Raw genomic sequence first — 20,427 nt, 5'->3', positions numbered from 1 at the left:
CCTTACCCTTGTGTCGCATCAATCAAATTTGCACCTGTTAAAGCCTGCAACTCATCAAAGCTAAGACCTTCTACTTTCTCAATCACTTTCAAACCGTTTTTGGTCACATCAATCACACAAAGATCGGTGTAAATACGGTCAACACAGTGCTTACCCGTTACTGGATAACTCAGCTCAGCCACAATCTTCGGCTCACCTTGCTTGGTCACATGGTCTGTGGTGATAAATACTTTCTTGGCACCCACAGCCAAATCCATTGCACCACCCACCGCAGGAATCGCATTTGGCGCACCGGTATGCCAGTTGGCCAAGTCACCATTGGCTGCAACCTGAAAGGCTCCAAGCACAGCAATATCAAGATGACCACCACGCATCATGGCAAATGAGTCGCCATGATGGAAAAAGCTACCACCTTCAAGCATGGTCACAAACTCTTTACCCGCATTAATCAGTTCAGGGTCTTCTTCACCTGCCGCTGGTGGTGGGCCAAAAGCCAATAAACCATTTTCAGAATGAAGGAAAATATCTTTGTCGTTAGGTAGGTAGCTCGCGATCTTGGTTGGCAAACCAATACCCAAGTTCACATATGCACCATCTGGAATGTCTTGTGCCACACGTTTTGCAATCTGGTCACGGCTGAGTTTTTGGTAGCTCATGTTATTTCTCCTTATTGCTTACTGTGCGGGCTGTACTTGAACAACGTGCTGTACAAAGATACCTGGGGTGATGATGTGCTCTGGATCTAATCCACCTAGCTCAACTACCTCAGAGACTTGAACAATGGTGACATCAGCAGCCATAGCCATGATCGGGCCAAAGTTACGTGCAGATTTACGGTAAACCAGATTGCCCCAGCGGTCGCCCTTGTAGGCTTTAATCAAGGCAAAGTCAGCTTTAATTGGATATTCAAGTACGTAGTCTTTACCATCGATCTGGCGGGTTTCTTTGCCTTCAGCTAGAAGTGTTCCAAAGCCTGCTGGGGTAAACACAGCACCAAGTCCCATACCCGCTGCCTGAATACGGCAAGCCAGATTACCTTGCGGCACTACTTCAAGCTCTACTTTCCCAGCACGGTATAGCTCATCAAACACATAAGAGTCTGACTGACGCGGGAAAGAACAGATCACTTTTTTAACTGAACCAGCTTTAAGCAATTTAGCCAGACCGTAATCTCCATTACCGGCATTGTTGCTAACAATAGTTAAATCTTTAACACCGAGTTCAATCAGTCCATCAATGAGTTCAGCGGGTTGTCCTGCGGTACCGAAACCACCAATCAAGATGGTCGCGCCATCTTTAATCTGGGACAAGACCTCAGGCATTGAGGTCGAACTTTTATCGATCATAATTCATCCATTACTTTAAAATCCCTTCCCTCTATTGTATTGCGTTCGTCAACATAAATAGCCTGTGAAACTGCAAATACAATGTTCTGTAATTTAGAACAATCCCACTGCTCCAAACTCAATATGATAAAGGCATGATCAATCATAAGGAGTCAAAGACATGGAAAACCAAGTCCGTGAAATGGAAAAACAGCGCTTTAACAGTCTAATTAACAAACAATATGATCATTTTGCTGCAATGTGTGACCAACATTTACGTTATGTACATACCAGTGGTACAGTCGATGATTTATCTGCTTTTATGAATAAATTACAGGCGGGTTATTATGATTATCAACACATTGATTACGATATTATTAATGTGGTTGATATGCAGGATTGTGTGATTGTTACTGCTAATTTTCATGCAAAGTTACTGGTCGACAAGCAACCACGTACCTTACAAAATCGGGCATTGTCGATTTGGAAAAAGCAGCAGGATCAGTTGAAGTTGATGATGTATCAGGCAACTCCTTTTAGTGTTTAATCAACGTATAAAACGTTAGCGACAAATCAGCGCTAACGTTTTAAAAATACAACACCATCTTTTACATCGACAGGTACAGCCTTAAGGTAATGTCCTTTACAGGGCCCATCCACACATTCTCCAGTGGTAATGTCAAACATGGCAGAATGATGGGCACACATGATCAACTTATTCTTGTAAGTACTAAACACCCCATCTTTATAATCTAGTTGTACTGAAAAATGTGGACAAACATTTTCATAAGCATAAAAACCATTCTGCCCTTTGATCACCACAATACTTTTTCTCTCATCCTCTGGATGAAGCACCCGAAAGCAGATCTTCTCTTGAAAATCAGTCTGCTCACAAAGCTTAATTAAGGTAACCATGTTCAAACCTCCGAAAGAATAAAATCGTATTCCATCAGGTCATAGTCACAGTCCAAACCATATACAGCGTGGCTTTGAGGATCTGCTTTTTTCGATTCATGGCAGACAATTAACCGATCTTTTACGCCAAATACAGCGTCATTTTGCAAGTATTCATCATTCGCTAAAAAGATATGCGTTACAAGAGGTTGGTAACCTTCGGCAACGATTTTGAAATGAATATGCGCAGGTCGCCAAAAGGTTCGTTTGGCATAATTCAGCAGTTGTCCCACCGTTCCATCTGAAGGAATTTCATAACTGACAGGTAGAATAGATTTAATTGCATACGAGCCATCAGCTTGACTCACAAACACTCCACGCAGGTTATCAATTTGCTGTTCAGGGTCTTGACCAGAATACATGCCATTGTCGGCTGTTTGCCAGACATCAATATAAGCATTGGCAATTGCTTCGCCTTGTGTATTACGAATATTGCCTTTAATCAATAAAGATCGACATTGCTCAGCATTTTCGATCACGATGCTATCTGCAAAGTTGCGAACTGGCATATCGGCAATAAAGAATGGCCCGAAAACAGTAGACGGCGTTTGAACTTCACTTTTTTGATGGTTAATTTGATCAACCAACATAGAAATACCGAGTACATCAGAGAGCAAAATATATTCTTGTCGTTGCTCATGGCAAAGTTGCCCAGTTTGGGTTAAAAACTGGATGGCTTTCATCCATTCAGCTTCGGTCAATTGAACTTCGTTGATATAGTCATGCAACTTTTGTACAAGTGCTGTGATTAAAGTCCGGTGACGAGCATCGTCTATACGCTGAAAGCTTTGAACAGCTTGGGTTGTTACGCTCATGATCAATTCCTTTTTTGCAGCGTGAGTCACCCGCCCGCAGCAAATAAAGTACTACGGTCAGGTCTATCTTCATGATGAGGTTCGGTTTGTCTTAAACCGGTGGCAGCCCTTGATAAGCTTTGGTGAGCAAATCAAGTAACTCGTCGTAGTCATAACCACGGGGGTTATAGTACGGGCTATCACAAATAATTCTTGCTACTTCAGCAGGTCCTTGTTCCGGCAAACCAATATCTTTTAGTGCCAATGGAATATTTAAAGACTGGTTTAATTGATAAATTGCCATACCAACGTCTTCACGACTTGCTACACCTAATGCCCCCGCCAATCGATCCATGGCTTCCACATCCGCATTACGGTTGTAATGTACCGAGTACGCCAAAGTGATGGCATGTGCTTGTGCATGCGGCAGGTTAAAGGTTCCACCCAAGGTATGGCAGATTTTATGGTGAATTGCCATGCCAACAGAGCCTAAACAAATACCCGCCAGCCATGCACCATAAGTCGCTTTTTGACGTGCTTCAAGGTCATGTGTATTTTTAACAATCGCTGGTAACGCGGCTTTTAACGCCTGAATCGAATCCGTGGCCATCAGACTAATGATCGGATTTTTATCCTGCGCATATAGCGCTTCCACCGCATGTGCCATCGCATTCATACCGGAACAAGCTGAAATTTCTGCGGGTAAAGTTACGCTCAGTTCAGGGTCATAAATCACCACTTTGGGTAACACATGAATGTCTTTACCAGTGGTTTTCAGGTTATTTTCGGTCAGACCATACACCGTAGTCATTTCACTACCAGCATATGTGGTTGGAATAGCCACAATCGGAGTATGAATTTTTAAGGCAATCGCTTTAGCAAGACCAATGGTCGAACCACCACCCAATGCCAAACAACAATCAATATTGTTGGCTTGCACATACTCGACGGCTTGATTTGCCACATCAACCGGAACATGCATCACTGCATATGGGTATACACCCACGGCAATGTCTGCAAGTTGTTCTGCCAGCTTTTGGCCTGCGTCTTCTTGCTCAGGTGTCGTTAGCACCAAAACTTTCTGATAGCCATGCTGCGTCAAAATCTCTTTGATTTCTTTAGATTTGCCATTGTCAAAATACACATCCAATGGCAATGACTTATAATGGAATGCATTCATGCTGTTTATCCTCGCTGAAAATGCGGTGGAATATTTGCATCGACATTGACCCAAATCGATTTGGCTTCCGTATAGTCATGAATAGCTTCAAACCCCATCTCTCTGCCATAACCTGATTTACCTACACCACCAAATGGACTACCTGGATTCACACGTTTATAACTATTAATCCAACACATTCCAGCTTTGATGTTTTTAGCAAACTGATGAGCGCGTTGTAAATTCTGAGTCCATAAGCCACTACCTAAACCATATTCTGTGCAATTCGCTATTTCCAATGCTTCTGCATCAGTTTTAAAGCGCAATACAGTTACAAAGGGACCAAATACTTCTTCTTGAGCTACACGATCCATTGGCTTGGCTTCAACCACCGTTGGTAAAACGTAATAGCCATTTTGAAGGTTGACATCTTCTGGTACCTTACCACCTGACAGGACTTGTCCACCCTGCTCTTTGGCAATTTCTACATAAGACAATACCTTGTTGCGGTGGGCTTCAGAGGTCAATGGCCCCATTTCGGTGTTTGGATCTAGCGGGTCGCCTAAACGGATGGATTCTGCCAGTTTGATAAATTTTTTAAGGAACTCATCAGCAATGGCTTCATGTAGAACCAAACGCGAACCTGCAATACATGCTTGCCCTTGGTTGTGAAAAATTGCCCATGCTGCACCATTAACAGCGGCATCAATATTGGCATCTTCAAAAACAATATTAGCACCTTTACCACCCAGCTCAAGCTGTACGCGTTTTAAGTTACCTACAGAAGAACGGACAATGTTCTGACCCGTTAAAGTTGAACCAGTAAAGGCAATTTTGCCGACATCTTCATGCTCTGCCAGACGTTGCCCTGCGGTATGACCATAACCTGTCACCACGTTAACTACGCCATCTGGAAAACCAGCTTTTTTCACTAATTCAGCAATTTTGAGCGTCGATAAAGGTGTCAATTCTGACGGTTTCATCACCACGGTATTACCTGCCGCAAGCGCAGGGCCAAGTTTCCAGCTGGTAAACATAAGCGGGAAATTCCACGGCACAATCTGCCCAACCACACCAATTGGTTCACGAACCACGTAGTTTAAAAAACCTTGCTCAACCGGAATAACCGAACCTTCAATTTTGTCAGCCATACCACCAAAATAGCGGAAACATGCCGCGGTACGTGGTACATCTAAACGGCGTGAATCACGAATCGGATGTCCGGTATCGAGTGACTCAAGCTGAGCCAATTCTTCCAGATTTTCTTCAATCAGATCAGCAAGTTTTAATAATAATCTGCCACGTTCAGCCGCTGGCGTTGCTGCCCATGCCGGAAAAGCACGCTTTGCCGCAGCTACAGCAATATTGACATCTTCTGCTTCAGCCGCCGCAATTTTGGTAATTAACTCGCCATTAGATGGATTGAGTACATCAATGGTGCCACCATTTTTTGCAGGCACGAATTGGCCATCAATAAATAATTGAGTATTCATAATTTTACCTAATGAGTATTAGAGGCTGTTAAATGTAGGAAGTTAACAGCCTCTAGCTGAATGCTTAGAATTGGATTGGATAAGGAGATAATTCGCCTGACTCATAACGTTCAGGTAGATTTGGTGTCGCATTTTCCCAAACAAGTAACATTGAGCGTTTAGTTGAGTATCCTTGATGACGAATATTGGCTGGCATAGCTGCGATATCCCCCGCTTTCATAATGACGCGGGCAATAGGACTACCATCTACTTTATCGCCAATATCCCAAGTGATTTCATCTGATAATTGCAAGAACCACTCTACGCGATCATTGCCATGAAAAATTGGTAAAATATATTCTTCTGTAGTAGGGCAGAATAAACTTTGTTTACAAACAGAAGTTACAGAGGGGTTCCAAGTCACATCTGAACGCGACAGATATTTAAACAAATTAAAACCACTAAGTTGACCTTCAAAACCCGGTTCACAATATATAAGGGGATCATCTTGAGCCACATCTTCAAACTGACGGTTAACTGGTAAATCATCACGTAAAGGCGAATCTTCAGGTAACCCAGGCATGCGTTTCGTGGCAATCCGATAACGGTCAATCGCTTCTGAATTATCACCATGCTTACGACCAAAAGCAGAACCAGTTTCTTCTGGAGCAGCAAATGGATCAAATCCTTCACTTACCCAATCATGTAAAATAGCTTTAAAGGTCGCCATGATTAGTGGAGTTTCAAAGTTCTCAACATAATCTACGCCTGCTGCTTTTAATACACCATTGAAAGTGCCAGCGTATAAGTCGACATTACCATAGTGGTTTTGAGTACCAATAACATGATCGAAGTTAACCCAGCCATAGAAAAAACCCCAAGCAACATCTCTCATCAAAGCCCGTAAAAATGCATCAACAGACATTAAATGGGAGTGCTCCTGACCTTTTGCTTCCCATGTTACTTTGGCAAAGTATTCATCACGGCTAAACTTAAAATTACCTAACTGGAAAGTTGAATAACCTGAAATTTCATCATATCCAGTAATCGTTACACCGTCATCTTCAACAAATTTATTTTGCATAGCATTCATTTTCATCTCTCCTTGATTACTTAATACAAATGTCATTCCATTTTTCGACAGAAAGTGGACCTTTAATTGTTTGTATTAACATCACTGATTTCTTTGATGCCTCAAAACGATAGGCTGATCCGACTGGTAAAATTGCTTGGTGGCCTTTTTTCAAGACAACATACCCCATTGGTACCCCATCTGGTCTTTCTCCTGCAAGATGAGTACCCTCTTGATCTTGGGAGATTATAGGGTCTTTTAATTTCAAATAATCGACACGAACTTCACCATCCATTACAATCACAAATTCATCATGTGATGCGGTATACCAAGCAGATTGTCCTTCTGCCATAACAGATTCGATGACAAATTTGAGGTTCATCCCAACAACTGTTTTTTCATAAGGTTTGCTCATTGCTGCCACTTCAAAAATATTTGAAAAGGCATAATTAGTAGCTTCACCCTGAATAATCTGGATTGAACCTTTTTCGTAGTTTTCCAAACTACCGAGCTTTGTTGTATAAGCACTCATTTCCATATTCCTTACTGAAATTCTTCGTGTATGGTCTTTCCTCGACAATTTGAAATTACGCCAATCCCTTGTTGAAGACAATGAAGAAAGCAGCAACATGAATGTTTGCAATCTGCGAACAATGACAAAAATAAATATAAAAAACAAAATCTTATAAATACTTCCTACAACAATCCTCTGTTTTAGTCACATTGACAGCTCAGCACACTTTGCACTTGAATAAAAAACGTTCGGATGAAGAACAAAATTATTACAACTAGGGAAACAAGGTAGTTTTCTTAAATTTATTGAGACGTGCTATGGACAGATTAAAAGTTCTTGGGGGTGCAATGTTCGCTATTGCACTTACTCATGCGTCAGCAAACGCATCAGAAGATACAACACAACCACAGGGGTGGTTATTTCAATCTATTAATGATAAACCTCTGGGCATCCAAATTTCAGGATGGGCACAAGCGAGTGTTGCTGGTAGCAATCATGGTGGGCAAATGACACCAGCTACCATTTTCAGACAAGATGAAGGTCTCACACTGGATCAAGTTGCTATCACCATCGAAAAAAAAGTTAAAAGTAATATAGTCAGTCGCGTTGGACCATTTCCAGGGGATATGCCAAGAACTTTTGACTGGGGTTTTAACCTCACTGGTATGTACGGTGCTGATAACTTTTTTTTCCGTACCTATGGTCTAGATGATGATTGGGGTAGCAACAAAGTGAGAGATTTTGACTCATCGGACATGTATAGCTCTCTTACTCAAGCCTATGCCGAATTTTACTTTCCAGTTCTTGGCGGCAGTAATTTGATGCTCGGCTTATTTCATACGCCATTGGCCAATGAGATTGGTTTTGCATTGCCAGCACCTGCACCAACTACTTTTTACACTCACCCTTACAGTTTTATCCACGGTCCAGCAAAACATGTTGGTGCCCTATGGAGCAGCCATATTTTCAATAATCCAGACAGTTCAAAACTGTCTTATGAATTAGGTGCTGTTAGGGGATATAACAACCTGCAAGATCCAAATAATGACTGGGATGCTATTGCTAATCTACGCTGGCGCAGTAAGGACTTTTCACTATGGATCGACTTTGAAAATATCTATGGTAATGGTGCAGATGACTCCTTTAGCAAATGTAACTGTGGTTCGCCAATTCCAACCGACTCCAGCTTAGCCAAAGATGACTATCTGGCGCGTTACCAAAGTTATCTCACGGTCACTAAATTCCTTGATCAAAAAAATATTGTGACGACAGAAGTCTCTTACGGTTATCAAGAAAAAGCTTTACTGACCGATATATTTAATCAGGAACCTTACGGCATTCCGAAACAAGGTGGTAAAGATGCTTCTTGGTATGGGCTCAACGTCAGTTATAACCATATTTTTAATCCACAACTCAGTTCGGCAGCACGCGTGGAATACTTCAAAACTGATGGAGTACATGTGTTAGTACCATATGAAGGTATCTACAAAGCCATAACCGCCAACGTCACTTGGAATCCGAAATCATACATACGCGTCCGCCCAGAAATTCGCTACGACTGGTACAGCGGCGGTCATAAGCCATTTGCTGCTAAAGACAATGGACTACCGCCTTTAGTCAATGGCACTGAAGATAACCAACTATCTTACTCTCTTGATTTAACTTTCTTTTTCTAACATTCATTTAAAAGGATATTAAAATGAATTTACAAAAATGGGATACTTCCTACGAATGGAAGATCGTTCTTCTGCTTACTCTCGGTTTTGGTCTGGTCGGTTTAGATCGCTGGATTATTGCACCATTACTACCCTCAATTATGAGAGACCTATCTCTAAGCTATCAAGACGTTGGTCTGATATTTGGAGCACTAGGTGTCACGTGGGGTGTCTTTGCAATTTTTGCAGGTAGCCTCTCAGACAAAATTGGCCATCGTAAAATCTTAATAGCATCATTAGTAGTCTTTTCTCTAGCTTCTGGTTTTTCAGGTTCCGCGATGGGTCTTACAAGCTTAATTTTAATTCGTGCACTTATGGGTGTATCTGAAGGAGCATTTTGCCCAACTAGTTTTGCAGCAACAGCCGTGGCAGCAAAACCTTCACGCCGTGGAGCATTACAAGGGTTACAACAAAGTGGTTTTGCCTTATTTGGTCTAGGCTTAGGACCACTTATCGCAACTCAACTACTTTTAATCGTACCATCTTGGCGCGAGGTATTCTGGGTAGTTGCAATTCCTGGATTCATTTTAGCTGCTTGTCTTTTCTTTGTATTAAGAGAACCTCAAAATACCCAAGGTGGACAACTATTACTTGCTCAGAAACATGCTGAAGCTCATGTAAAAGTTAATTGGATAGAATTATTAAAAACACGTAATATTTTGCTAAGCATGATCGGTCTATTTTGTACAATGTCATGTGTTTTCGTCATTAGTGCAATGGTTCCTTTATATCTTGAAAACTTTTTAAAGCTCAATCCACAAGATATGGGAATAATTGTTTCTGCAATCGGTTTTGGTGGTTTCTTAGGTCAGTTTCTTGTCCCTGCAATTTCTGACTGGATTGGTCGCCGTATGGCTTCTATTTTAGGATTTCTAGGATCAGCTATTTTTATTTATTTATTTGCTAATGCTTCAGCATCTGTGTCTATTCTATTCGGATTGCTCTTTGTACTTTCATTCTTTAGTTTAGGTCTAATTGCTCTACTTTCAGGTCCATTAGCCGCTGAATCAGCCCCTGTTGGCTTAGTTGCATCTGCAATTGGCCTTGTTGTTGGGGCTGGGGAAATTTTTGGTGGGGGTATTGCTCCCGTAATTTCGGGAATAATTGCTGAAAACTATGGTATTCAAAATATTTTCTATCTAAGTTTAATAGGAGCCATTATAGGTATGTTCATTAGTTTCTTTATTCTGGAAACAGCCCCACGGAAAGTACAAACTACGCCATTATATGAAATTGAACCAACACAAAAATAGTTAAGTCAATATAGGAAGAAGCCTTCTTAAGAAGTGCTTTTTCTTTTCTATTTTACTAAAAATATTTAACTTTTCTTATTGATTTATTTCTTTATATTGAAAACCCTTCTATTTTCTATGAGGCTAGCAACACCTCTATCAATGTATAAACAATTATTTAGGGCAATTTAGTCTATCATGGGATATAAACTCAATGGCTAGTTTCATGGTTGATGGATTAACTTATGGATAAATTACAGTGTATGGAAGCCTTTGTGAGAGTGGCACAAAGTGGAAGTTTTATTCAGGCTGCAGAATCTCTTGGTGTTACACGTTCAGTGATCAGTACACGTATTCAACAGCTTGAAAAATTTGTTGATGCTCCCTTATTCCATCGAAGCACCCGTTCGGTAAGGCTGTCGGCGATTGGTGAAAAATACTATCCTGAATGTGTAGAGCTAATTAGTCGTTTCGAGCAACTAGCTGACGAAATGTCTCATGCAAAAAATGAATTACACGGACGCTTACGTATTTATATGGCCCCAGGCTTTGCCTTAAGTTATTTCAGTAAGCTTTTATCTCAATTTACGACACAATATAAAGACATTGAATTGGATATTGTTGTATATGACAAAATAATTGATCCGATTTCTTCTGGATTTGATATTGCATTTCAAATGTTCCCCCCAAAAGGTGAAAGTCTGATTGAGAGAAAAATTTTTAATGTAAATCGGGTGATGTGTGCTTCGCCTGAATTTATAGAAAAACATGGTCAACCCAATAATCCACAACAGCTTCAGCAATTTGAATTAGGCTATTATTCAGGATATCCAGAAAGAAATAAAATCAGATTTATGATCAATAATAAGTTCCAAGAGTTTTCTATTCATGCGAGGGTTTCATCAAGCTCAATTCATCTATTACATGATTTTGCTTTAACAGGAGGAGGAATTGTTTGCTTACCAACAATCGTGGCTCGAGAAAGCCTTTTAGATAAAAAACTAATCCCTGTACTAACTGACTATCCTCTGCCTAATTATGGATTAAGAGCAGTATTCCCTTCAAATTCTAGGAATTTAACTAAAATCCGTTGCATGATTGATTTTCTAGTCGAAAAACTTGATCTAGTACCTGAGTGGGATCAACAACTCATAGAAAAAGGGTATTTATCACCTATGGTTAAACTGTTTCAATAATTAATCATTACCCTCTTTACTTCAATAAACAAAAGAACTGTCTCAACCAGACAGCCCTTCAAAACTACTATTCATGATAGTAAGAAAGAATAGAAATTATCTTTATTTACTTCTTTAAAAGTTAACCGTATATGAGGTAATAATCCGGTTTTCCATATAGTCCCCTCCAATATCATTTTTATAATTTAAGTTTAGCCACTGTAAGCCAAGCCCTTTGAATTTTCCTTCTTTTATTTTGTAATTCATAATGAAATCAAATTCACTTTCATCAAATCCTTTCTCATTATTAATCAAATAATTTTTCCCATCTACATAACGAAGTAAAAAGTTCAAACCAGGCATTAACCAGCCAGCATCATGATTAAAAGTGAAGTGGTATGAAATCTCATTAGCTTTATTGAAAGTTCCTTGTGTCCAATTAATATAACTAAGAACAGGAACAGCTCCATCTAACATAGGAAAATCAGTATTTCCTTGAATTTTTTGAATTCCTATACCAAAAGTATTTGGTCCATACCCAATCTCTTGCATCAAACCAAAATATTGATTATCAATTTTCCCTAATAATTGACGTCCAGCCTCTTCTGTATAGTAATAACGAAATTTAGTTTTTAATCTAAATTTATCAAAATCTTGTTTTAAATTTAATCCCAATGAATACTGATCGTATAAATCTTCTAGCTCGCTAACAAATAACTGTGTATCGAGTTTTCCTTGAAAAGATTTATGTTTTAGATCGATGTAAGTTAAACCATCTGATTCATGGTTTTTAACAGATAACTTCTTAAATTTTTCCTCATTTCTTACTGAATATCTATTTAAATGACCGATATCTATATTTAAATCTTTATTAATCTGCCCTGAGTATAAAAAGCCTTGATAGATTGTCATTAGCTGACGACTATAATCCGTAGTAGCGAGAGGAGTATCAACCCATTGCTCTCCCCAACTTAGTTTATGTTGCTTATGCTGCAAGCCAATTGATCCTGCAATTTTGTTATAACTTGAAGCTTGCTTTTGAGACTCTTTGTCAAACGGCAAAATTAAATCAGTTAAATGGTTATCACTACTTAAACGCTGTGCATACTGTAGGGATCCCGTTATTAATAAATTTGTATCTTGAGCTAAGTTCTGTTTAGCACTTGCTCGAGCAATTATTCCCTGACTCCAACTTCCAATTGAAGGCTTATTGTCATCGTTATAATTTCGATCTGCATAAAGATTTTTGAGTGTTAAATCTACGTTTATGTCTTTTGCAAAGACGACATTACCCTTTGCCGCCATGACCAGAAGACATGGCGCAATGTAAATAAGTTTATTCATTTTTAATCCATTAATTTATTTAATATTTTTTACAGTCCTGAATCCTACATGACTGATGCCTAAATTAGCCTCTTGCGAATGGCGTGCTGAAGCTCGATAACGCATACAATAATTTGAAGCACATAAAAATGAGCCGCCCTTTATCGTATAACTGTTAAAAGCTTGAGGATGACCTGTGCGTAATTGCTGTTCTCCCATGTGGTCATCATGAGTCCCGGTAAATGGGCTACTTGTGTATTCCCATACATTACCGATCATGTCGTACAGACCAAATCCATTTGCGGGAAAACAACCTACTGGTGCGACATCTTCAAATCCATCTTTATTTTCATTTTGATAAGGGAATTGTCCTTCCCAAACATTTGCATCTATATGTTCAAGATTCGCACTAATATCCCTCTCTTTAGTAAAGCCTTTAGCTGCATATTCCCACTGTTCTTCAGTAGGCAGTTCTCTTCCTAACCAATCGGCATAGGCCATGGCATCTTTCAATGTAATCATGCGGACAGGCTCATTAGGAAGAATCTGCCGTGTAGCATCTGGTCCCCAAGGATGTCGCCAATTTGCCCCTTTCATCAAAGACCACCAAGCCAGTTCAGCAACTTGTTCTTTTGGAGGAGTAAATACGGCAGCTTCTCCTTGTGACTCCGCCTCCGTTAAATACCCTGTAGCTTTTACAAAACTTTGAAATTGTGCATTTGTTACTTCAGTTGCATCAATCCAGAATTCTTTAATTGTACGATCACTTTTATAGAGTGCTTTTTCTTCAGGATAACTATTATTGTTTCCAATCTTAAAAGTCCCACTAGGTATTTTTACCATCCCAGTATTGGCATCTTTTTGCCAGTTAACAGGTAGACCTGAATACTCTTTACATTTATTCAAACTTCCTAATTGTTGTAACTTAGGTTCCTGAATTTGCTTTTTGGAAGGTTTATTACATCCTGTGGCTCCCAAAATACATGCAAAAACTACTACACATTGAATAGTTCTCATACCAATTTCCTTTTGAGATCCAAACCAATAAATATTACATTTCGAGAATCAACTGAACTTACTCAAATGAATAAGCTCAGACTTTGAATCCTCAAAACTAACTAATTCTTTAATGGGTAGCAGTTGATTAATTAGCTAACTTTTTTAAAAATTCAGGTTGGATGCATTTATCATAAAAACAATTCATTTGCCCATATTTATAACGTACAGGAGCTTCTGTAACACCTACACGTTCGGCATATATATCCCAATCCGCGGATAATTCTTTGACTTTTTCAGGATGTTGAAGGGCCAAATTAATACGGTAAGACGGATCAGCTTTACGGTTATATAATTCCCATTGTCCTGTACCGTAAGGAGGTGCCTGATACTGAACAGCCCAATCTCCCTTATAAAGAGCACGGCGTGTGTTAAATTCCCATCCTAACGTTCGTTCTGGTAATTTTTTGCCGCTAAAAATAGGTACGAATGAACGACCTTCTAACTTTAAAATTGGATTTCCTTCAAAACTTTCTGGGCGCTTAGTATTTGTAAGCTCTAAAACTGAAGGTACGAAATCCATAACATGCAGTGTTTCACTATTAATCTGCCCAGCTTTAACTTTAGCTGGATAACGAATTATGGCTGGGACATGAATTCCCCCATTCGCCAAGAAGCTTTTGAAATATGGAAGTGGTGTTGAAGCAACTTGTGCCCATTGAGGTCCTAAGGTTACATACGAACCCTTACGCCCCATGTTTTTAGAGCTGTTATCAAATGTAGCATTTACCCACTCTCGGATACCATTCTTATCCTCAGTTGTTCCCAATGATTCAGGAGTAGCCGACTCAGCACCGTTATCAGACATAAATAGAATAAGCGTATTATCTAACTCACCACTGCGCTTTAAGTAATTAATTACACGCCCAATATTGTGATCAAGGTTATCGATCATTGCTGCATAAATTTGCATTGTTTTTATTTGATCTTGTTTTTGGCTTTCTGTTAACTGATCCCATGCAGGGAAAACATCCATTAATGGATTATTAATTTTTGTTCCCTTTGGCATGATTCCAAGCTTAATCATCCGCTCTAAACGGGCTTGGCGAATTTTTTCATACCCTTCTTTATAATGTCCTTCATATTTTTTCAAATACTGATCAGGTGCTTGTAACGGCCAATGTGGTGCGGTGAAAGCCAAATATCCAAAAAAAGGTTGTCCTTTTTTTCGATCATTTTCCATATAGGAAATCATTTTAGTTGTAAAAAAATCACTTGAATAAAAATCTTTAGGTAAATTTACATCTTTACCATCTTCAAGATAGCGGGCTTTATAATTACCAGGGAACATTTGGCTTGCATCCATATGTGCAGCACCACCTGGCATTAGTGTAAATGAGCGATCAAAACCTCGAGCTTTTGCATTACTGTCTTCAGTGGAACCTAAATGCCATTTACCTGCTACAAATGAAGCATACCCTTGACCTTTTAAGATCTCAGCTAACGTAATTACTCTTTTATTTAAACGTCCTTCATAACCAGGTTTCCCTTTTTGTTCAGGTTGTAGATATTCGGCCATAGTTCCAAATCCGGCCTGATGACTATCATTACCAGTCAAAAGCATAGACCGAGTTACTGAACAAGTCGGACCCGCATGAAAATTAGTTAATACTGCCCCCTCTTTAGCTAGTTTTTTTATATTAGGAGTATGTATTTCACTACCAAACGGTTCTGTATCAGAAAAACCCAAATCATCAGCGACAATAACCAATACATTTGGTTTTTTAATATCAGCAGCATTTGCGAAAGCTGCACACAGCATCGTTGGTACAAATAATGATGCAATTGCTAGTTTTTTTATAACCATAACAAAATCCTTATGAACGGTTCTAATTTTATGGGACAAATCCTTGCCTCTAAGGAATATACATTCATAAGCTCTAATGGATACAATCAAAAATGCAAACTGTGTGTTCTCATATTTCGAACAATATTCTATAGTCTAGTCAATAAATCTTATTCAATAGTACTCATAAAGCCTATTTTTATTTTACGTAGTTTGACAGATTCAAGGTTACAATATTCAGTCAAAACTTTTCTATATATAGTTTTCAGGTAAATTTATGATAGTTTACAGAAAGTAATAAAAAAGCCCTAAACCATTACAGTTTAGGGCTTTTTCAGTCATGTAAAGCTATTCGAGTTTATATGACTTTAATGTCTTGGTAGGTATATCCAGACTCGAACTGGAGACCTCTACGATGTCAACGTAGCGCTCTAACCAACTGAGCTATACACCTAGAATGGAAAGCATAATATTCATTTTTCAAAAGCAAAACAAGTGATTTGCCATCGAAAAAAATACAAATGAGCAGACTTTAAGCAAACTCTTTTTCATTTTCCAAAAAAGAAAAACGGTACATGGTTTAACCACATACCGTTTCTTTAGCTGACTATTAATCTCAACTTAACAAGGGCATTTCTTTAAATTACCGCCTGCCGATGGATATCTCGAATCAACACAATGACGGTAGAAAGTCGTCGCATCCATTGGTGTTAAATCAGGATGATGAGCTTTCATGTGCTCCAGATAAGTTTGGTAGTCTGGAACCCCAACCATCAGTCGAAAGCTTTGCTGCAAACGCTGCCACAAGGTTGCAATGCGCGACCAGTTCTTTGGAGAAAGTAATAGCTCTTTTTGCGAGAGCACTGTCATTTTGATGATTTTCGCAATAATGACAGTTCCATTTTTTGCAAATTTAAAATTCATCATTACTCTCCTCGTGGGGTGACCACTTTCGGATCAGCATATACAGCTGGTGCTTCATGAGCAGTTGGTGTCGGGCTTGCTAACGCACGGCGCACAATACCAATCGCAGCAATCACCATCACAATCGCAACGATCATGAAGAAGCCACAAAGTGCAGCGTTGATTTGATTCGACATCACAATCGTCTGCATTTCTTCAAGTGTTTTTGCTGGTTTAAGAATTTCACCACGCGCAATCGCATCCGAAAATCTATTCGCTTGTGCTAAGAAACCAATCTTTGGATTTTCGTGGAAAATCTTTTGCCAGCCCGCAGTCATACAGGTAATGAACAAGAAAATTGTTGGGAAAATCGTTACCCATACATATTTTTCTTTTTTCATTTTAAACAGAATAACTGTACCCAAAATGAGTGCCATTGAAGCCAACATCTGGTTACCCACACCAAATAAAGGCCAGAGTGAATTGACACCACCTAACGGATCAATCACACCTTGATAGACGAAGAAGCCCCATCCACCTACCGCAACAGCAGTACCTAGCAAATTACCAAAGAATGAGCTTGAAGATTTAACCGCAGGAATAACAATACCCACAGTGTCTTGCACCATAAAGCGACAAGCACGAGTACCCGCATCGACAGCAGTTAAAATGAATAATGCTTCGAATAAAATAGCAAAGTGGTACCAGAATGCCATCATTTGGCGGCTGTTAAAAATTTCCGAAATGATATGTGCCATACCAATCGCAAAGGTAGGCGCACCACCTGTACGTGAAAGAATCGAGCTTTCACCTACTTCTTGAGCCAATACAGTTAGCATTTCAGGCGTAACCACAAAGCCTAAATTGCGTACAGCTTCTGCCGCAGATTCTACAGTTGTACCGAGTACAGCCGCAGGCGCATTAATTGCAAAGTACACACCCGGGTCTAAGACAGTTGCACAGATCATCGCCATAATACCGACGAAAGATTCCATGAGCATGCCGCCGTAGCCAATCACACGAATGTCAGCTTCGTTATCAACAAGTTTTGGTGTTGTACCACTTGATACAAGCGCATGGAAACCAGAAATGGCACCACAGGCAATGGTAATAAATAGGAATGGAAATAAGCTACCTGAGAATACAGGACCAGTACCATCAATAAAATGAGTCACTGCCGGCATTTTTAGTTCAGGTAGTGCAATCACAATACCAACGGCCAAGCCAAGAATGACACCAATTTTAAGGAAGGTTGATAGATAATCACGTGGTGCTAACAATAACCAAACTGGTAAAACTGATGCGATAAATCCATAAATGATGAGACACCATGTCAGCTGTGTTCCTGTTAAAGTGAAAAATTCACCCCAGTAAGGATCTGCTGCAACCTGTCCACCATAAACAATGGCAAGCATCATTAAAACGAAGCCGATAATAGAAACTTCGGCAATACGTCCCGGGCGAATAAAACGCATGTAAACGCCCATAAACAATGCAATTGGAATGGTTGCTGCAATACTGAAAACACCCCAAGGACTATGGGCAAGTGCTTTCACCACAACTAATGCCAGTACCGCAAGGATAATAATCATTACCCCAAGCGCACCAAGCATGACCACAATACCGGCAAAAGAACCGAGTTCTTGTTTTGCCATTTCACCAAGTGAGCGACCGTCTCGACGTGTTGAAATAAATAAAACTAAAAAGTCTTGTACCGCACCCGCCAAAACCACACCGACCAATAACCAGATCGTTCCTGGTAAAAAGCCCATTTGTGCAGCCAAAATTGGTCCGACTAATGGCCCCGCTCCTGCAATTGCAGCAAAGTGGTGACCGAAAAGCACATATTTATTGGTGGGTACATAATCCAGACCATCGGCCAAGCGATGCGCTGGGGTTAAACGTCTTGGGTTTAATTCAAATACTTTAGTTGCAATAAATAGACTATAAAATCGATATGCGATGCTATATACACATGCTGCAGCAAGTACAAGCCAAACCGCATTGACATGTTCACCACGACTGAGTGCCAGCATCCCAAAAGAAATTGCACCTATTATTGCCACTAGGCTCCAGACCAGCTTGGAGGGAAGCGTAGATTTCGCTTGCATTGTGTCCATTCTTAACCTCTCAATAAATAACTACAGCATTTTTATATTGTTATGTACTGTTTCTCTTAATCCCTGTGACTCTACTCCTCCTTTTTCTTTTTTCCTCTTATACTTTCGCATAAAAAAAGGGATGATTTACATCATCCCTTCGATAATAGTGTATTTTTTAACTATTATGCACGCTCTAAATAATCGCCAGTACGAGTATCTACACGAACGCTTTCTTCTTGCTGAACAAATAACGGAACACGAACAACCGCACCTGTTTCAAGCTTAGCTGGTTTACCGCCGCCGCCAGATGTATCACCACGTACGCCTGGATCAGTTTCAACAATTTTCAATACAACGAAGTTCGGTGGGCTTACTGTTAAAGGTACGCCGTTGAACAACATAATTGTACATTTTTCATTTGAATCGTCTTTTAACCATTTAGCAGCATCGCCCATAGCAATTTTGTCTGCCGCGATTTGCTCAAAAGATACAGGATCCATGAAGTTCCACATTTCACCATCGTTGTATAGGTATTCCATTTCAACTTCAACGATGTCAGCTGCTTCTAAAGAGTCACCTGATTTGAAAGTTTTTTCTAATACTTTACCGGTTTTAAGGTTACGTAATTTTACACGGTTGAACGCTTGACCTTTACCTGGTTTTACATATTCGTTTTCCATGATTGAACATGGGTTACCATCAAGCATAACCTTAAGGCCTGCTTTGAAATCATTTGTAGAATAATAGGCCATGAAAGGCACACTCCAAACTTAACAAGTCAACTATGCGATATAATGCGTTGTTGCATTATCTTAATCGTGTCAAATGATAAACTATTTATACCAAGAGCAAAACTGGCAATCTCAACTGAGTGACCTTATTACTGATCCTTCGGAATTGCTAAGCCTACTCGAGTTATCCTCAGAACAGCTATTATCGGGTGCGATTCTGGCTTCTGAAAAGTTTAAATTGCGTGTTCCTCGCGCGTTCGTCGGAAAAATGAACGCTAAAAACCCGCTTGACCCGCTTTTGCTACAAGTATTACCTCATCATTTAGAACTCGAAGAACATCCTGAGTTTGTGACTGACCCATTAGGCGAAGAAGCAGCAAATCAATTACCGGGTGTATTGCATAAATATAAATCGCGTTTTTTACTGACTTTGACAGGTGCATGTGCCGTACACTGCCGTTATTGCTTCCGTCGTCATTTCCCCTATCAAGAAAATTTGCCAAAAAATGAAGATTGGCTAAATATTAAAAATTATATTGAAGCAAACCCGAACATTAACGAGATCATTTTAAGTGGTGGCGATCCGCTTACGCTTTCTAACCGTAAATTAGCACTTTGGTTAGAACGCCTATCATCTCTCAAACAAATCCAGATTCTGAGAATTCACTCACGAGTCCCAATTGTCATTCCTAACCGGATCGACGAAGAGCTGATTTCTTTATTAAAAAACAGTAGGCTGCGTATAGTTCTGGTGGTACACTCAAACCATGCTTCTGAACTCGATGACTTTACTTGTTCAAAATTGTTGCAGTTATCTGACCATCACATTACTGTACTAAATCAGGCAGTATTGCTGAAAGGTGTCAATGACTCTGCACAGACGTTAATTGATTTAAGTTATCGTTTATTTGAAGCTCGCGTTATGCCTTATTACTTACATGTTTTAGATAAAGTAAAAGGTGCACAACATTTTGATTTAGAATCATCCAAGATAGATGATATCTATCGTGACGTGTTAGCGAACCTACCGGGGTATTTGGTTCCTAAACTCGTCAGGGAAATTGCGGGCGAAAAGAATAAAACACCGCTTTTTGGGGCTACAACTTTTTGAGTT

Annotated in this window: 19 protein-coding genes and 1 tRNA gene; 5 read left to right on the top strand and 15 right to left on the bottom strand. The window is 39.7% G+C overall.

Features of this window, described 5'->3' with window-relative positions:
• Nucleotides 1–2: 2 nt before the first annotated feature.
• The gene (locus AAC388_RS05180) at nucleotides 3–656 is read right to left on the bottom strand and encodes a 3-oxoacid CoA-transferase subunit B (RefSeq protein WP_068557413.1); all 654 of its coding nucleotides are present in this window, start codon (nucleotides 654–656) and stop codon (nucleotides 3–5) included.
• 18 nt (nucleotides 657–674) lie between these two features.
• Nucleotides 675–1,346 (bottom strand): 3-oxoacid CoA-transferase subunit A, encoded by a 672-nt coding sequence (locus AAC388_RS05175; protein ID WP_342371282.1) that lies wholly within the window; start codon nucleotides 1,344–1,346, stop codon nucleotides 675–677.
• 160 nt (nucleotides 1,347–1,506) lie between these two features.
• Between AAC388_RS05175 and AAC388_RS05170 the strand changes: the two genes are divergently transcribed.
• A complete protein-coding gene (locus tag AAC388_RS05170) occupies nucleotides 1,507–1,872 on the top strand; it encodes a nuclear transport factor 2 family protein (protein ID WP_068557418.1) in 366 nt (121 codons plus the stop codon).
• A gap of 32 nt (nucleotides 1,873–1,904) precedes the next feature.
• On the opposite strand, the gene AAC388_RS05165 is transcribed toward AAC388_RS05170, so the two are convergent.
• From AAC388_RS05165 to AAC388_RS05140, 6 genes are all read right to left on the bottom strand, one after another.
• The gene (locus AAC388_RS05165) at nucleotides 1,905–2,240 is read right to left on the bottom strand and encodes a Rieske (2Fe-2S) protein (RefSeq protein WP_068557420.1); all 336 of its coding nucleotides are present in this window, start codon (nucleotides 2,238–2,240) and stop codon (nucleotides 1,905–1,907) included.
• A 2-nt stretch (nucleotides 2,241–2,242) separates the two neighbouring features.
• Entirely contained in the window at nucleotides 2,243–3,094 is an 852-nt protein-coding gene (locus AAC388_RS05160; protein ID WP_068557422.1) for a dioxygenase, read from the bottom strand.
• A 91-nt stretch (nucleotides 3,095–3,185) separates the two neighbouring features.
• Nucleotides 3,186–4,253 carry a maleylacetate reductase gene (locus AAC388_RS05155; RefSeq protein WP_068557424.1) on the bottom strand — a complete coding sequence of 356 codons (1,068 nt, stop codon included), beginning with the start codon at nucleotides 4,251–4,253 and terminating at the stop codon, nucleotides 3,186–3,188.
• A gap of 5 nt (nucleotides 4,254–4,258) precedes the next feature.
• Nucleotides 4,259–5,725 carry an aldehyde dehydrogenase family protein gene (locus tag AAC388_RS05150; RefSeq protein ID WP_068557426.1) on the bottom strand — a complete coding sequence of 489 codons (1,467 nt, stop codon included), beginning with the start codon at nucleotides 5,723–5,725 and terminating at the stop codon, nucleotides 4,259–4,261.
• A gap of 64 nt (nucleotides 5,726–5,789) precedes the next feature.
• Nucleotides 5,790–6,797 carry a hypothetical protein gene (locus AAC388_RS05145; protein WP_044102828.1) on the bottom strand — a complete coding sequence of 336 codons (1,008 nt, stop codon included), beginning with the start codon at nucleotides 6,795–6,797 and terminating at the stop codon, nucleotides 5,790–5,792.
• Nucleotides 6,798–6,813: 16 nt separating this feature from the next.
• The gene (locus tag AAC388_RS05140; RefSeq protein ID WP_068557427.1) at nucleotides 6,814–7,308 is read right to left on the bottom strand and encodes a hydroxyquinol 1,2-dioxygenase; all 495 of its coding nucleotides are present in this window, start codon (nucleotides 7,306–7,308) and stop codon (nucleotides 6,814–6,816) included.
• A gap of 299 nt (nucleotides 7,309–7,607) precedes the next feature.
• Here AAC388_RS05140 and AAC388_RS05135 point away from each other — a divergent pair, with 299 nt between their 5' ends.
• From AAC388_RS05135 to AAC388_RS05125, 3 genes are all read left to right on the top strand, one after another.
• Nucleotides 7,608–8,966, top strand: a complete 1,359-nt coding sequence (locus AAC388_RS05135; RefSeq protein WP_068557429.1) for an outer membrane beta-barrel protein — start codon at nucleotides 7,608–7,610, stop codon at nucleotides 8,964–8,966.
• 23 nt (nucleotides 8,967–8,989) lie between these two features.
• Nucleotides 8,990–10,258 carry an MFS transporter gene (locus AAC388_RS05130; RefSeq protein ID WP_335952275.1) on the top strand — a complete coding sequence of 423 codons (1,269 nt, stop codon included), beginning with the start codon at nucleotides 8,990–8,992 and terminating at the stop codon, nucleotides 10,256–10,258.
• Nucleotides 10,259–10,482: 224 nt separating this feature from the next.
• Nucleotides 10,483–11,433 (top strand): LysR family transcriptional regulator, encoded by a 951-nt coding sequence (locus AAC388_RS05125; RefSeq protein WP_068557433.1) that lies wholly within the window; start codon nucleotides 10,483–10,485, stop codon nucleotides 11,431–11,433.
• 114 nt (nucleotides 11,434–11,547) lie between these two features.
• On the opposite strand, the gene AAC388_RS05120 is transcribed toward AAC388_RS05125, so the two are convergent.
• The 7 genes from AAC388_RS05120 to efp form a co-directional block, all read right to left on the bottom strand.
• Nucleotides 11,548–12,756 (bottom strand): OprD family outer membrane porin, encoded by a 1,209-nt coding sequence (locus AAC388_RS05120; RefSeq protein WP_068557436.1) that lies wholly within the window; start codon nucleotides 12,754–12,756, stop codon nucleotides 11,548–11,550.
• Nucleotides 12,757–12,771: 15 nt separating this feature from the next.
• Nucleotides 12,772–13,752 (bottom strand): formylglycine-generating enzyme family protein, encoded by a 981-nt coding sequence (locus AAC388_RS05115; protein WP_068557437.1) that lies wholly within the window; start codon nucleotides 13,750–13,752, stop codon nucleotides 12,772–12,774.
• Between the two features lie 127 nt (nucleotides 13,753–13,879).
• Nucleotides 13,880–15,598: an arylsulfatase gene (locus tag AAC388_RS05110; protein WP_068557439.1), complete on the bottom strand. Its 1,719-nt coding sequence runs from the start codon at nucleotides 15,596–15,598 to the stop codon at nucleotides 13,880–13,882.
• 356 nt (nucleotides 15,599–15,954) lie between these two features.
• A tRNA-Val gene (locus AAC388_RS05105) sits at nucleotides 15,955–16,031 on the bottom strand.
• Between the two features lie 167 nt (nucleotides 16,032–16,198).
• On the bottom strand, nucleotides 16,199–16,504 hold the full coding sequence (locus tag AAC388_RS05100; RefSeq protein WP_000980869.1) for a YbdD/YjiX family protein: 306 nt from the start codon (nucleotides 16,502–16,504) through the stop codon (nucleotides 16,199–16,201).
• A complete protein-coding gene (locus tag AAC388_RS05095; protein ID WP_005068001.1) occupies nucleotides 16,504–18,600 on the bottom strand; it encodes a carbon starvation CstA family protein in 2,097 nt (698 codons plus the stop codon). Before AAC388_RS05095 ends, AAC388_RS05100 begins: the two co-directional genes overlap by 1 nt.
• Nucleotides 18,601–18,764: 164 nt before the next feature.
• The gene (gene efp, locus AAC388_RS05090; RefSeq protein ID WP_002118666.1) at nucleotides 18,765–19,334 is read right to left on the bottom strand and encodes an elongation factor P; all 570 of its coding nucleotides are present in this window, start codon (nucleotides 19,332–19,334) and stop codon (nucleotides 18,765–18,767) included.
• 73 nt (nucleotides 19,335–19,407) lie between these two features.
• On the opposite strand from efp, the gene epmB reads away from it, so the two are divergent.
• On the top strand, nucleotides 19,408–20,424 hold the full coding sequence (gene epmB / locus AAC388_RS05085; protein WP_119684733.1) for an EF-P beta-lysylation protein EpmB: 1,017 nt from the start codon (nucleotides 19,408–19,410) through the stop codon (nucleotides 20,422–20,424).
• Nucleotides 20,425–20,427: the final 3 nt, after the last annotated feature.

The organism is Acinetobacter sp. D009 (assembly GCF_038562025.1).
In the GTDB taxonomy this organism is placed as follows: Bacteria; Pseudomonadota; Gammaproteobacteria; order Pseudomonadales; family Moraxellaceae; genus Acinetobacter; species Acinetobacter pittii.
The sequence above is the reverse complement of the archived record's forward strand: the minus strand, read 5'-3'. Positions and strand labels throughout refer to the sequence as shown.